This window comes from Thermodesulfovibrionia bacterium, assembly GCA_030646035.1.
In the GTDB taxonomy this organism is placed as follows: Bacteria; Nitrospirota; Thermodesulfovibrionia; order UBA6902; family UBA6902; genus JACQZG01.
Window position 1 is genome coordinate 1 of the sequence record JAUSMY010000010.1, and the last position, 13,541, is coordinate 13,541.

The window sequence follows — 13,541 nt, forward strand, 5'->3', positions numbered from 1 at the left end:
AGACCCCTTATGAGGCATACTGGAATCTGCCTATTGGCGGATATAGGAAATCAGAACAGCTTTTGGAGGCGGCATGATGGCCGGTGCATTCCACCTTAAATCAGCCCCTAACCTGTCCAATGGATGGGGTCCACCTCTGAGAATAATCATGCCTATGACAAAAGACGAGCTGAAAATGATACATTCATATATAGATTTATCCCATAATTATTTGGAGTTTGGTTCCGGGGAAAGCACTATATACGCGTCAACTGCTCCGATGATAAAGAGTATTGACTCAGTTGAATCATCAGAAGGATATATCAGTGAATATCTTAAACCTAATACTGCGATTACTAATGCTCTATCAACTGGAAAGTTATTATTTCATATTATTGACATAGGAGAAACTATCGCTTGGGGGTATCCAAAAAATGAATTAAAAAAACATTTGTGGCCAAACTATTCGCTTAGTGTTTTCACCAAAAAAAGCAATCATGATTTAGCTCTAGTAGATGGCAGGTTTAGGGTAGCATGTACTCTTAACTGCATACTAAATACGCCAGAAAACTGTACAATTATCATCCATGACTTCTGGAGTCGTCCCGAATATCATATTGTTTTAAAATATTTAGAATTAAAAGATAAGGTAGAAACATTAGGTGTTTTTAGCAAGAAACAAGATACTGACTTAATAAAATTGCAATCACTCATCAAGAAATACCAATATCTCCCTAAAGATAGAACTCTTGTTGATAAGATAAAGCGCAAGCTAACAAAACGGTATAAATAACTCTCCTATCGTCGCTCATTGAGCAAAAACAATGAGACCTGATAAACTACGGCATGGATGACTGGAAGAGAAATGTATATTTTGTCCTTGTTGAACCTAAAGAGCCGGGCAATATAGGAGCATCCGCCAGGGCTATGAAGAATATGGGATTCACAAACCTCTGTCTTGTTAATCCCCCGCCGCACATGCCTAAAGAAGAGAGATGGTTTGCCTGCAATGCACATGATATCCTGAAGTCGGCAAAGATTTATAATTCTGTTAAAGAGGCTGTTAGCGACAAAGCGGTTGTTATCGGCACAACACAGCGCAAGGGAATGCACCGCGGATTGATATTGCCTGTTTCAGAGGGCGCAGAGAAGATCCGCGCTATAACTGCAAACAATAAGGTTGCCATCCTCTTTGGTACAGAGACGAACGGGCTCAGTAAGGAAGATGTTGATGAATGCGGTTTTATGATAACGATCCCAAGCAGTAAGATGCAGCCCTCTCTGAATCTGTCTCACGCTGTTCTCTTAATCGCGTACGAACTTTCTAAGCATAGCGAAGAAACTACTGTTTCATCCAGAGGAGCGAATTATAAGGATTATAACAAGCCTGTTCTTCTGGAAGAGCTTGAAGCGCACGGAGAGATAGCGCCTTTATACGATAGGATATCCAGGATACTGACACTGCTTGAATACGCACCGAGGGGCGATATGGATCTCAATGCGAAGATCATCACCAGTTTAAAGCGCTTCCTCGGCAGGGCCGGGCTTACTGAGATAGAACTGAATTTGCTCATGGGATTATGTACTCAGATAGAGAAGAAGCTGGACGTATGAAGAGCAGAAGCTTTTCCCTCACACCGTTCTCCTCAGGCTTAAGCGGAATAGATATAACAGTCAGTATTGAGCGGTCTTCCAATAAACTTACTGTAAGCTATTCATTGACAGGCGATATTTCGGAACTCGTAATACCTGCGCCAACAGATCTGCCGGAGCGCAGCAATGCCATATGGGAAGAAACATGTTTTGAGTTATTTATAGGTTTAAAGAATTCCGATAACTATTGGGAATTCAACATCTCTCCTGCAGGACACTGGAATGTCTATCGCTTCAGTTCGTATCGGGAAGGCAGGCAGGAGGAACCTGCTTTTACATCGCTCCCGTTTAAAGTCTCGATCCATCATAATGCCCTGCTTCTTTCACTTGAGCTTGATTTAGATAAGATCAAGCTGACAGATGAAAAATTGAATGCAGGAATCAGCGCGGTCATTAAACACAGAGACAGCAGGATGACATATTGGGCTTTAACACATACAAAAGAACGTCCTGATTTTCACAATAAAGAGAGTTTCATCATCGAATTGTAATCCGGCATCGCTTATCATATTTTCTTGTTGATGTATAATTTAGTTATGACGATGCAAGGCAAAACTTACTCTTTATACGGCGGGAGAAGCAGCACGGAACGATATTACGACACAATCAGAAAACTGACTGACCTCTTAATACTGATGTGCCCTGATGTGAATATTCTCCTTGACCATGTGCAGAAAGCAGGCAACAGCTCCCTCCTTAGTAAACTGGCCGGCAGGAATACCGATAAGCAACTTATATTATTTATAAAGAAATTACTTAGAGAATCACTCTTTGTTTATACCACAGGCGTTAATGAACATCTGAAAAATATTCCCCTTAGCCAAAAGTTTGACCCTGTCATAAATACAAAGGAAGAGCAGTATCATCTCTATATGATAGAGATCGAGCTTATTAACAGGCTATATATAAAAACCTTCAAAAAGAGCGAATACAAATTTGCCCTGATAGCACACTGCCTTAAGGACTTCAGGCCCGGATGCAAATCTGTCTCAGGTGAGATGGCTGCAATATGCAAAAGCTGCACAAACGAATGTTTAATAAACCTCGGCGGCAATCTTCTTAGAAAATATGATATCCACCCTTACATCTCAGCCACGACAGACCTCAAGTCGCTGTTTAAGAAGATCAGGTCAAAACATAAAAGCGTGGGCGCGCTGGGAATCGCATGTGTACCTGAACTTGTTCATGGAATGAGAGAGTGCATCAGCGCAGGCATATCCCCTGTCGGCATCCCAATCGATGCTAACAGATGTTCCAGATGGATGAAAGAGGCGCATGAGACCTCTTATAACGTGAAAGAGCTTGAGGAACTTATAAAATAAGATACGGCAAATTTATAGCATAAATGGTTCCAATTGTCTGTTATGCCCTATCCCTCAGCTTGACAGTACTTCCCTGTAGCTGATAAACTTAAGCAATTGCTGTACCCGGATGGAAATAACATAACAGGAAGTCCCGGAATACACACGGGGCTTTTTTTTTCGTCTGAAAGCAGAAAATAAGGAGATTATGGAATTTAAGAAATTTGATTTTAACGAAAAGATCGCCGCAGGAATCACAGCGGCAGGATATGCAGCACCAACACCTATTCAGGCACAGGCAATCCCGCCTGCGCTCAAAGGGCGCGACGTAATGGGCCTTGCACAGACAGGGACAGGCAAGACAGCCGCATTTGTACTGCCTATTCTTCAAAGGCTTATTAACGGGCCTATGGGCAAAACACGCGCGCTTATCGTGGCGCCAACGCGTGAACTTGCCGAACAGATACACGAGTCGATAAAGAGCCTTGGGAAAAAGACGATGATCAGGAGCACTTCTGTTTACGGAGGAGTGAGCATAAACCCGCAGATAAAGAAGTTCCGTTCTGGGGTCGATATAATAGTTGCATGCCCGGGCCGGCTGCTCGATCACATAAATCAGAATACCGTCAACCTGTCAAACATAGAGGTGCTTGTACTTGACGAGGCAGACCGCATGTTCGATATGGGTTTTCTGCCTGATATAAAGAAGATCATCAAGCATATACCGGCAAAACGCCAGACGCTGCTATTTTCAGCCACCATGCCTGACGATATCAGGAAACTGGCAAACGATGTTCTACAGGATCCTGTAACCGTACAAGTAGACCACACCATGCCGTTAAACACTGTTGCTCACGCGCTTTACCCGATAGATCAACACCTGAAGACCCAGCTGCTGTTTAAACTGCTGAGCCATACCGACACTGAGTCTGTCCTGGTCTTTACCCGTACCAAACACCGCGCAAAGCGCGTTGGCGAACAGCTTGTAAAGGCAGGCTACAAAGCGGCGTCCCTTCAGGGAAACCTCTCGCAGAACAAGCGGCAGGAGGCTCTTGACGGATTCCGTAAAGGCAGATTCCAGGTGCTTGTTGCTACTGATATCGCAGCACGCGGTATAGATGTCTCAAGCATATCACACGTTATCAACTACGATATCCCTGATACAGCAGATGCATACACGCACCGCATAGGCAGGACAGGACGCGCCGCAAAGAACGGCGATGCCTTCACATTCATCACACGCGAAGACGATGCAACGGTTCGCAGTATTGAGTTAGTACTTGGAGAAAAGGTGGAGCGCCGCATTCTGAAAGACTTTGATTATAAAAAAGCAGCGCCTCCGCGCAATACAGAGTTTGCCCGTCCGCCGCGCGAACAGAATAAGAGGCCGCAATCCAGGCCGAAGACGACCGGCGGAGATGCCGCTCCAAAATCCAGGCCGAGGACGACCAGCGCAGATGCCGCCCCAAAAAAGTGGCACAAGGTCCAGCCGGAACGCGGTGCTGATATCCGCAAATCCTTCAATCCGAAAATACGGACCAGGCCAGCAACACGCAGGGCAGTATCAGGCAGCTGATAAGGCAGTCTCTGCACGCGGACTTCTGCGTTAGTGAACTGCTTTAGCGATATAATGTTTAAAGCTTATTAACACGGAGCCCCGGTGACGGAAAGGGTCGAAACAAGCGATCTTACAAAGGGAAGCACATGGGATAATATCTGGCGCATGTCATGGCCCATGCTCTTTGTCATGTTCTTCAATTTCCTCGTAGGCCTTACTGACATTTATGTCGCCGGCTTTCTCGGCCCTGAGATACAGGCGGTTGTTGGTTTCGTAGGCCAGCTCTATTTCTTTGTCATAGTAGTTGCAAACGCCATCAGCATCGGCACTGTGGCGATACTTGCGCGGTCGGTCGGCGCCGGAAGGTTCGAAGATTCCCTCTCTACGGCAAGACAGTCCCTTATCTTCGGCGGAATATGCGCCATCGTACTCACGCTGCCGGGTTTTCTCCTTAAGGATCAGATAATATCGCTTTCTGGTTTTTCCGGCAACATCCGTGAGGCCGCAGTTAAATTCTTTGTTATCTACATATTCGCACTCGCGCCTAATTATATGGTGATCATATCAAACGCAATATTCAGGGCAGGCGGAGAGGTGCGGCTTACGCTGATAGCGATGTTCTTCGTCAGCCTAATCAATATTGCATTGAATTTTCTTCTGGTCTTCGGTCTCGGAATAGGATACATCGGCATCGCACTGGCTACCGCGATATCTATGTTTGCCGGCATGGCCATATGTTTCTTCCTCTTCAAAAAGAGCAGGTGGAAGGATATCTTTTCAGGAACATGGCATGTTTCATCTGATCTTGCCAAGCGGATAATTAAAATAAGTTGGCCTACGGCCCTTATACAGATATCCTGGAACGCGGGCACCATTATCCTTTACAACATCCTCAGCCGTCTTCAGGATGTCAGCATCACGGCAATGGCTGCGCTTACCAACGGCCTGAGGATCGAAGCCATTATATATCTCCCTGTATTCGCGCTGAACATGGCGGCATCCGTTCTTGCAGGGCAAAACCTCGGCGCAGGCGAGCCCAAGAGAGCTGAAAAGATAGGCTGGAACATATCCATTGCCGGAGTTGCATTGGTCAGTCTTATCGCCCTGCCTATCTTCATATGGGCTGGGGAGATATCCTCCCCGCTGGCAAAAGATGCGAATGTTCTTGCAGAGACAGTGCGGTATCTCAGGATAACCATGCTCTCAGAGCCTTTCATGGCGATCGGCGTTATCTTGGCAGGGAGCCTCACAGGCGCGGGAGATACAAAAGGGGCGATGCTTTGTATTGTAAGCACACACTGGCTGATCCGCCTGCCGCTTGCCTATATACTCGCGGTCGTTGCAGGCTACGGCGCCATCGGGGTTTGGATAGCCATGGCTGTATCAATCTTATTTCAAGGCATAGCAATGACTATGAGGTTCAGGAACGGAAGATGGAAAAAGATTAAACCTTAGAGGTGAAGTTATTCCGTCACCCTGTATTTCTTTATGAACTTCACAGGATGATAAGACATCTTGGCATCTCTTAATCCCTTGATGCCGAGGTCCTGTTCCCTGTTCACAAACTTGACATCTCCTGCTTCATGCATTAGGAACTCCTGATTTATCACCTGATAAAGTCCCTGAATGTCCGGATTTGCCTTCTCTACATGTATGACAATGGTATCAGACAGAAACTGTTCAGCAATGGTCAATGCAGCTATCCTGTTATCTATCCTTATTACCCCGCCCTTCAGGTTCAGATATTTAAAATTCCTGAGCATTGCAAAGATAGCGCACCTCTCCCTGTCCAGTCCATAGTATTTCTCGCATTCCCTGACCTCGCACCAGTAATCTTCAAACTCGATACATTCATCCACCAGTTCAGCTGTCAGGGTCTGGTATTCATATTTATATTCACTCCTGAACCTGTTAACCCTGTTCTTTTTATCATGAAACCTTCTGCCCTTCAGATCTATAAGTTCCTGCACGTCATGAAGATAATCAAACTGGTCTCTCTCTTCAAGGCAAATATATCTTTCATCGCCTTCAAGATGTTTCTTCACAAAGCTCTCAGGAACCCTCTCAAAACAGGGTTCTGCCCCTTGCCCTTTCATGTATCCAAAAAGCCGTTGCAGGTCAGGTGTGTCACTCACAGGGCAGAATAACGAGATAGGATGCCTGTTCTTAAGGATTATCAGGCTGTCATTGAGAATGGATACTTTAAAGTCATATGTTCCTTTAAAGGCAAATAGATTTGTAAAGGTATATTCAGAAGCCTCAATTGGATATCGTGACAAAAACCTTGTGATATCATCCTTCATTGATAAATCGATATCTTTAAATTCAGGAAAGAGTGGAATATTCATAAATAAATTATATATGAAGAATGCCGGAATTTGTTAATGCACAGCTCTACTACTTGACTATTCATGTATACATATGCCATTCTCAATAAAAGAAGAATACTGGAAGTAAAAGTTGTTGTAAGCCTCACATAAGTAATATCATGTTGGTTTATTCATAACTACCTCCTTTATGCTTCAAAAATTTATAAGGAGGTATACTATGCCAACAGGAACAGTAAAGTGGTTTAATGAGTCAAAGGGCTTCGGCTTTATCACTCAGGAAAATGGACCGGATGTATTTGCACACTACTCAGAGATCCAGGGTGAAGGCTTCAAGACCATCATGGAAGGCGACTCAGTCAGCTTTGAAGTAGAACAGGGCGACAAAGGGCCAAAAGCAACAAACATCAAAAAGATATAACTCTAATCTTTAGAAACTGAGGGCAGGCTGCTGTAAAAGGCAGCCTGCTTTTTTTATGCCCTTAAATACGATCTGCCCTTTTAAAGAAAATCAAGGCTGATTTTTTTTGCTAACTTAGTAAATCATAAGAATAAATACCCTGCGAATAATGCCTGAATAAATCTTCATATATTTTTCAAATATTTTGTTATATATTTAAATAAGGATAAGACTTTTAGGAGGTTACATTATGAAAACATTGAAACGGTCTAAACATAAAAGCTTTACAGATGCTGAGATCGAACAATTTTGCCGGAGCGTGGAAGATGTACTTACTCAGATCAAGACCAGAAGCAGTTTAAAAAAAGGCAAGAAAGCTAAGAGTAAAGACCTGCTGATACCGGAAGAACTTCTCTTAGAGGATGAGGATATGCTTCCAGTGGAAGATGAACTGCTCATCTTCCATGAATAAAAAGCTTCACTGATTTTGCTGAACTATGACAGTAGTATTTCTGCTTATGTAATTTTCTTAGTCCCTCCCCTCTTTCCATACAGTCATGTATACTCAAGTATAAAAGGAGGCGTCAATGCCGCTGCTGAGAGGACATCACCTCATCTGCCTGCACTTCTTCAATGGTGAAGGCTATGATGAAGCCTTTATTAACAACCTGAAAAAGATACTCGAACGCGCAGAAGATGAAGAGATAACCATCTCGTCCGGCGATGATGATATATGCAGGTGCTGTCCCTATCTGAAAGAAAGAAGGTGCCAGTATACTGAAAGTTCTGCTGAAGAGATCCGAGACATGGATACTGAAGCACTAATGCTTCTCCGTAGTTCACGGGGAGATAATGTTAAATGGGATGAGATCAGGAATACGATATACAGAATATTCCCCTCCTGGCATACATCATACTGTTTAAAATGCGATTGGAAAGATGCCTGTGAAAAGAACGCCTTATTTCAGGAATTGACAAAAAAATAGAGTCATCATCAGGCTGACTTCCTTTGCCTTCAGACGGCTCTATAAGTAATTTATGCGATTCCCTGGTGGGGCCGAAGCCCCTGAAGCTTTTGTGAGAGGTAAGGTGTTTTCATTCACTCTGAATCTCAGAGAAACTCAATCCACCGTCTCCTACCCCGTCACCAGCCGCGTTCCCGGCTAAGAGCTCAATTCATCCCAGGGTATCGCTATCTCATCTTCTGATTCCATTATAGCTCAATTCAGAATTAAAGCAAGCACTATTATCAGGGGGGGAATAAGTGATTATTTGCCTTAATCAGATTCAGTTCGACGTTTAATGCAGCGGATACAATCTGCCTTATTATTGTAATCGGATGGGAAATTTAATTTGACTTCAAATAAAAAACACGCTATAAATCTTATATTGATATTCTGTTCTGTAACTGTATTATCAGGGAGCTTCTATGAAGGAATGGATTCTGCAAAAACGCTGGAGAATTTTACTGTCGGGAATATTGATTGTAACAATACCGCTTCTTACTCTTTCCGCATATATTTATTTAGAGGTTACATCCGCTCTTGAAGAAAGACTGCTGAAAGAAAACCAGCGTCTTGCGCAATACACGGCTCATACCATTGAGGAGAAGCTGAGGAGTGAGATATCCTTCGGCAAATCGTATGCAGCAAGGCCTTATTTTCTGGAAGGTTTAGTAATAAGAGACAAGAAAGAGATGCACAGGCATTTAGTGAGCCTTATCGAAAATTCCAATACAATTGAGCGGGTATTTATAACAGACCCGGCAGGCATCCAGATCGACAATTATCCATTAACACCTGAAACCATTGGCAAGGATTTCTCCAATAGAGACTGGTATAAAGGAGTCTCAAATAACTGGTCGCCTTATGTGTCTGAGTTTTACATGAGAACAGCTAAGCCGCAAAGATATCTTTTTGCCATTGCAGTCCCTATGAGATATAACGGGAATGTTATCGGGATACTCGTGATGCAGCCGAGGAATGATTTTATTGAAAACGCTGTCAGCGGCGTGGATATTGCCGAAGACCTCCAAGGTAATGTGCATAAAGGCCATATCTATGTGGTGGACAAAAAGGGGAATCTGATATATCACCCTGATTATGACATGGACAGGATAATAGATTATTCGAATGTTCCTCCTGTCAGGAATGTGTTAAAAGGCAGGGAGGGCATTGAAAAGATTATCGGCCCGGTACATAAACTCCCGGTCATCTCTGCCTATCATCCTGTTGCAGAATGGGGATGGGGCGTGGTTGTGGAGCAGCAGATTAATGCTGTCCTCGCACCGGCAAGGAAGATACAATTCGCACTCTTTACTGTTACCGGATTTATGCTTTTGCTCGGGGGATTTCTTGCATACAAGGCTTCAGCACTGTTGGTTTCGGTGAAAATGGCAGAGGAAAACCTTAACGTAACTCTTCATTCTATCGGTGATGGAGTTCTCGTTGTTGATGTTGATCAGAAGGTTCTTCGGCTCAACCCGATTGCAGAACACCTTACCGGATGGAATGAGGCGGATGCCAGAGGACGCAGAGTCGAAGAAGTCTTCCGTATTATAAGCGAAAAGACGCGGATGCCTGCGGTCATTCCTGTCGAGGAGGTTCTTTCAACAGGACTAATCAAGGGACTGGCAAACCATACTATATTGATCTCAAGAGATGGGACCGAGCGGCCTATAGCCGACAGCGCCGCCCCGATCCGCGGCAAGGGCAGCGAAATTCTTGGTGTTGTGCTGGTCTTTCGTGATGTGACAGCAGAGCGTGAGGCAGAACTGTTGTTACAAGAAGCGATATTAAACGCTGAATCTGCAAACAAAGCCAAGTCTGATTTTCTTGCGAACATGTCTCATGAACTGCGTACGCCTATGAACTCGATCATCGGGTTTTCAGAGATCCTTGAAGACGGCTTATACGGAGAGCTTAACTCAAACCAGAAAGAGTATATAAATAACATACTCTCAAGCGGCAGACACCTTCTGAGTCTTATCAACGATATCCTTGACCTCTCAAAAGTTGAGGCAGGAAAGCTTGAGATTGAACCAAGCAGATTCCTTTTGAAAGATATTCTGAATGCGTCAATGACAATGCTTAAGGAAAAGACGATGAAACACGGGATAAAGCTGAGCCTTGAAATAGAGCCGGATGCCGGTATTGAGATAGAGGCAGATGAGCGGAAGTTAAAACAGATAATGTTCAATCTCCTGAGCAATGCAGTTAAGTTCACGCCGGACGGCGGGAGCGTAAGTGTGAGCGCAAAACGAGTTAAAAGTTTGGAAATAGAACCCAATTTTAATATAACGCCCCCAGCTTCGCCACCCCCTCTTAATTTAAGACCAACAGTAGGTGCCTTAAGCAGGGGCAAGGGGGAGTTAATTGAAATCTCTGTCACTGACACAGGCATAGGCATAAAGGCTGAAGATATCCCGAAACTTTTCACGGAGTTCACACAGCTTGAATCAACATATACGAAGACATATGAAGGCACAGGCCTCGGCCTTGCCCTGACAAAAAAACTCGTCGAACTTCACGGCGGAAAGATATGGGTAGAGAGCGAATTCGAAAAAGGAAGCAGGTTTGTGTTTGTGATACCGGCTAAACCAACCACCCCTACCCCTGCTTAAGACACCTACTGTTGGTCCTATTTTAGGAGGGGTGTCCCGATACTTCGGGACGGGGTGGTAGAAAGGAGAAGATGTTATGAAAAAAATTCTCGTTGTCGAGGACAATGACAAGAACCTGCGGTTGATAAGAGATATTCTAAGGTATTACAAATACGAGGTCATTGAGGCTGTCAACGGAGAGGAGGCTGTCACATATGCCGTCAGCCGGCTGCCGGACCTTATTCTGATGGACATACAGATGCCGGTCATGGACGGCTTTAAAGCGCTTAAACTTCTGCGTGAGAATCCAGCGACAAAAGATATCAAGGCTATCGCGTTAACTTCTTTTGCTATGGCTGGTGACCGCGAGAAGATACTCTCTGCCGGGTTTAATGACTATATATCAAAGCCGATGGATACCAGAGCGCTGCCGGCGATGATGAAGAAGTATCTGGGTGAATAGGTGATGAGTAATAAAATAATAAATAGGACCATCTCAATTCTTCCCGGAATACGACAGGAGGCAACTCTTCCCAAGGTAACATTATTTCTTTCAGTAGTTTTGCTGACCGGCAATCTGAACGCTATAGTTGACAGTATGCTCCATCCCGAGATCTCCTATTTTGATATAGAGCATTGGATCATAGGCGGTGTGTATGCTTTACTGGTCTGCATTTTATTCATGGGAATGAGTATATATTATGCACAGCATAAACAGGAGGAAGATGAGATTAAAAGGGCCAAGGAAGAATGGGAGCGCACTTTTGACGCCATAACACAGCCCGTTATGATATTGGATGCCAACCATAAGATAGTCAAGGCAAATAAAACCATGGCTGACAAACTCGGAGTTACTCCTTCAGAAATGCAGGGATTGGCCTGTTACAAAGTTGTCCACGGCTTGGATGAGCCGCATCCGACCTGCCCTCATTCCAAATTATTGGCAGACGGCCAGGTGCACTCAGCAGAGATTTATGAGGAACGGCTGGGCGGGTATTTCGTAATTACCGTATCCCCGATTTATGATTCTGAAGGGCGGCTAAGCGGTTCGATACACACCGGCATTGATATTACCGAACGCAGGAAGATGGAAGAATATGTCAATAAACTCAACGAGGAACTGGAGCGCAAGATTGAGGATCGCACTGTTGAGATTGCCAAAGCCTATGAATCTTTGAAGGCTGAGAATCAGGCGCGAAAAGAGGCGGAGGAGGTTCTGAGTGCGAGCGAGAAGAGGTACAGAACACTTATTGAGACAACAGGCACCGGCTATGTGATCATAGACTACGAAGGAAAAGTTCTTAACGCTAATCAGGAATATGTCCATCTAACCGGGCATACTGACCTGAATGAGATACGGGGCAGAAGCGTCATGGAATGGACCGCTGATTATGAAAAAGATAAAAATGCAAAGGCTGTCGCAAAGTGCGCCAGAGACGGCCACATCAGAAATCTTGAGATTCACTATGTCACCGGGCAAGGCAAAGTTACTCCCATTGAAATCAATGCGACAGTCATGCTTATTGACGGAAAGGCGCAGATACTGACGCTTTGCCGTGACATTACAGAACGCAAAAAGGCAGAGGAATATCTGCAAAACGCCCTTATAACAGCAGAAGCCTCAAACAAGGTAAAGTCTGATTTTCTTGCGAATATGAGCCATGAACTGACGACCCCTCTTAATTCTGTCATTGGTTTTTCGCAGGTGCTTAAAGACGGCCTGTCCGGAGAGTTGAATACGGATCAGCAGGAATATGTGGATAATGTCCTTCAGGGCGGCATGCGCCTGCTAAGTCTCATCAGAAATATGCTCGACCTTGTGAGAGCCGAATCAGGGAAAGACGAGTTAATAGTGAAAAGGTTTCTCCTGAAAGAGACCCTGAAATCCTCAGTCGCCATGTTCAATGAGATATCAATAGAGCGCAACCTGAAACTCACCCTTCAAATAGAGCCCGCCGCTGACATTGTGATTGAGACCGATGCCGGAAAACTCACCCGAATACTATACAATCTCATAGACAACGCCGTGAAGTTCACGCCTGCTGGGGGGAGTGTGAGTGTGAGCGCGCGGAAGATAGAAGCTGAGAAGTTAATAGAAATCTCTGTCACTGACACAGGCATAGGTATAACACCTGAAAACATTGATAAGCTCTTTCAGCCATTTGCGCAATTAGAGTCACCGTATACTAAGACATACGGCGGCACAGGCATTGGTTTGATCCTGACAAAGAGGTTCGTTGAGTTGTTAGGCGGCAGGATATGGGCTGAGAGCGAATACGGCAAAGGGAGCAAGTTTATATTTGTGATACCGATATAACAAGGGGAAAATATATGTCAAAGAAGATACTTATCGTAGAAGACAATGAGCAAAATCGCAGGTTAATGCGTGATATTCTGAAATATTACGGTTATGAGATTATAGAGGCAGAAAATGGGGATGAAGGGATTAAAATGACGAAGATACATAAACCTGATTTAATACTGATGGATATGCAGATGCCTGTTATGGATGGATTTGCTGCAACACAGATACTCAAAAAAGACGCCGAGACAAAAAATATAAAGATCATTGCTGTCACATCATTTGCTATGGTGGGTGATAAGGAAAGAATTATGGGTGCAGGCGCTGATGATTATATAGCAAAGCCTATAGATACACGGCAACTGCCAAAGATAGTGGAGAAGATACTAAATGACAAATAGAAATCTGAAATCGATGGAG

General features: G+C 44.3%; 14 protein-coding genes. 13 read left to right on the plus strand and 1 reads right to left on the minus strand.

What is annotated here, in order from left to right; translation table 11 throughout:
* Positions 1-73 precede the first annotated feature (73 nt).
* The 6 genes from Q7U10_00965 (at position 74) to Q7U10_00990 (ending at position 5,946) form a co-directional block, all read left to right on the plus strand.
* A complete protein-coding gene (locus tag Q7U10_00965; protein MDO8281187.1) occupies positions 74-772 on the plus strand; it encodes a hypothetical protein in 699 nt (232 codons plus the stop codon).
* Between the two features lie 53 nt (positions 773-825).
* Positions 826-1,593: an RNA methyltransferase gene (locus Q7U10_00970; GenBank protein ID MDO8281188.1), complete on the plus strand. Its 768-nt coding sequence runs from the start codon at positions 826-828 to the stop codon at positions 1,591-1,593.
* Complete coding sequence (locus Q7U10_00975) at positions 1,590-2,123, plus strand: DOMON-like domain-containing protein (GenBank protein MDO8281189.1); 534 nt, start codon at positions 1,590-1,592, stop codon at positions 2,121-2,123. Before Q7U10_00970 ends, Q7U10_00975 begins: the two co-directional genes overlap by 4 nt.
* A gap of 45 nt (positions 2,124-2,168) precedes the next feature.
* Complete coding sequence (locus tag Q7U10_00980) at positions 2,169-2,954, plus strand: DUF116 domain-containing protein (protein ID MDO8281190.1); 786 nt, start codon at positions 2,169-2,171, stop codon at positions 2,952-2,954.
* A gap of 187 nt (positions 2,955-3,141) precedes the next feature.
* Positions 3,142-4,509 carry a DEAD/DEAH box helicase gene (locus Q7U10_00985; GenBank protein ID MDO8281191.1) on the plus strand — a complete coding sequence of 456 codons (1,368 nt, stop codon included), beginning with the start codon at positions 3,142-3,144 and terminating at the stop codon, positions 4,507-4,509.
* A gap of 84 nt (positions 4,510-4,593) precedes the next feature.
* Positions 4,594-5,946, plus strand: a complete 1,353-nt coding sequence (locus Q7U10_00990; GenBank protein ID MDO8281192.1) for an MATE family efflux transporter — start codon at positions 4,594-4,596, stop codon at positions 5,944-5,946.
* A gap of 8 nt (positions 5,947-5,954) precedes the next feature.
* Here the strand turns inward: Q7U10_00990 and Q7U10_00995 are convergent, their stop codons facing one another.
* On the minus strand, positions 5,955-6,839 hold the full coding sequence (locus Q7U10_00995; GenBank protein ID MDO8281193.1) for a phosphatidylglycerol lysyltransferase domain-containing protein: 885 nt from the start codon (positions 6,837-6,839) through the stop codon (positions 5,955-5,957).
* A 199-nt stretch (positions 6,840-7,038) separates the two neighbouring features.
* Between Q7U10_00995 and Q7U10_01000 the strand changes: the two genes are divergently transcribed.
* From Q7U10_01000 to Q7U10_01030, 7 genes are all read left to right on the plus strand, one after another.
* Positions 7,039-7,239, plus strand: coding sequence for a cold-shock protein (locus Q7U10_01000; protein ID MDO8281194.1), 201 nt, complete (start codon positions 7,039-7,041; stop codon positions 7,237-7,239).
* Positions 7,240-7,468: 229 nt separating this feature from the next.
* The gene (locus Q7U10_01005; GenBank protein ID MDO8281195.1) at positions 7,469-7,690 is read left to right on the plus strand and encodes a hypothetical protein; all 222 of its coding nucleotides are present in this window, start codon (positions 7,469-7,471) and stop codon (positions 7,688-7,690) included.
* Positions 7,691-7,805: 115 nt separating this feature from the next.
* Positions 7,806-8,204, plus strand: coding sequence for a DUF1284 domain-containing protein (locus tag Q7U10_01010; protein MDO8281196.1), 399 nt, complete (start codon positions 7,806-7,808; stop codon positions 8,202-8,204).
* A gap of 443 nt (positions 8,205-8,647) precedes the next feature.
* Positions 8,648-10,840 (plus strand): ATP-binding protein, encoded by a 2,193-nt coding sequence (locus Q7U10_01015; protein ID MDO8281197.1) that lies wholly within the window; start codon positions 8,648-8,650, stop codon positions 10,838-10,840.
* 76 nt (positions 10,841-10,916) lie between these two features.
* Entirely contained in the window at positions 10,917-11,282 is a 366-nt protein-coding gene (locus Q7U10_01020; GenBank protein MDO8281198.1) for a response regulator, read from the plus strand.
* Between the two features lie 3 nt (positions 11,283-11,285).
* Positions 11,286-13,136, plus strand: coding sequence for an ATP-binding protein (locus Q7U10_01025; protein MDO8281199.1), 1,851 nt, complete (start codon positions 11,286-11,288; stop codon positions 13,134-13,136).
* A gap of 14 nt (positions 13,137-13,150) precedes the next feature.
* Positions 13,151-13,522, plus strand: coding sequence for a response regulator (locus Q7U10_01030; protein MDO8281200.1), 372 nt, complete (start codon positions 13,151-13,153; stop codon positions 13,520-13,522).
* Positions 13,523-13,541: the final 19 nt, after the last annotated feature.

What these genes read in the sequence shown, in the direction of transcription:
- Q7U10_00975 (MDO8281189.1), top strand. Translation starts at nt 1,590, where the DNA reads ATGAAGAGCAGAAGCTTTTCCCTCACACCGTTCTCCTCAGGCTTAAGC.
- Q7U10_00980 (MDO8281190.1), top strand. Translation starts at nt 2,169, where the DNA reads ATGACGATGCAAGGCAAAACTTACTCTTTATACGGCGGGAGAAGCAGC.
- Q7U10_01005 (MDO8281195.1), top strand. Translation starts at nt 7,469, where the DNA reads ATGAAAACATTGAAACGGTCTAAACATAAAAGCTTTACAGATGCTGAG.
- Q7U10_00965 (MDO8281187.1), top strand. Translation starts at nt 74, where the DNA reads ATGATGGCCGGTGCATTCCACCTTAAATCAGCCCCTAACCTGTCCAAT.
- Q7U10_00995 (MDO8281193.1), bottom strand. Translation starts at nt 6,839, where the DNA reads ATGAATATTCCACTCTTTCCTGAATTTAAAGATATCGATTTATCAATG.
- Q7U10_00985 (MDO8281191.1), top strand. Translation starts at nt 3,142, where the DNA reads ATGGAATTTAAGAAATTTGATTTTAACGAAAAGATCGCCGCAGGAATC.
- Q7U10_01000 (MDO8281194.1), top strand. Translation starts at nt 7,039, where the DNA reads ATGCCAACAGGAACAGTAAAGTGGTTTAATGAGTCAAAGGGCTTCGGC.
- Q7U10_01030 (MDO8281200.1), top strand. Translation starts at nt 13,151, where the DNA reads ATGTCAAAGAAGATACTTATCGTAGAAGACAATGAGCAAAATCGCAGG.
- Q7U10_01025 (MDO8281199.1), top strand. Translation starts at nt 11,286, where the DNA reads ATGAGTAATAAAATAATAAATAGGACCATCTCAATTCTTCCCGGAATA.
- Q7U10_01020 (MDO8281198.1), top strand. Translation starts at nt 10,917, where the DNA reads ATGAAAAAAATTCTCGTTGTCGAGGACAATGACAAGAACCTGCGGTTG.
- Q7U10_01010 (MDO8281196.1), top strand. Translation starts at nt 7,806, where the DNA reads ATGCCGCTGCTGAGAGGACATCACCTCATCTGCCTGCACTTCTTCAAT.
- Q7U10_00970 (MDO8281188.1), top strand. Translation starts at nt 826, where the DNA reads ATGGATGACTGGAAGAGAAATGTATATTTTGTCCTTGTTGAACCTAAA.
- Q7U10_01015 (MDO8281197.1), top strand. Translation starts at nt 8,648, where the DNA reads ATGAAGGAATGGATTCTGCAAAAACGCTGGAGAATTTTACTGTCGGGA.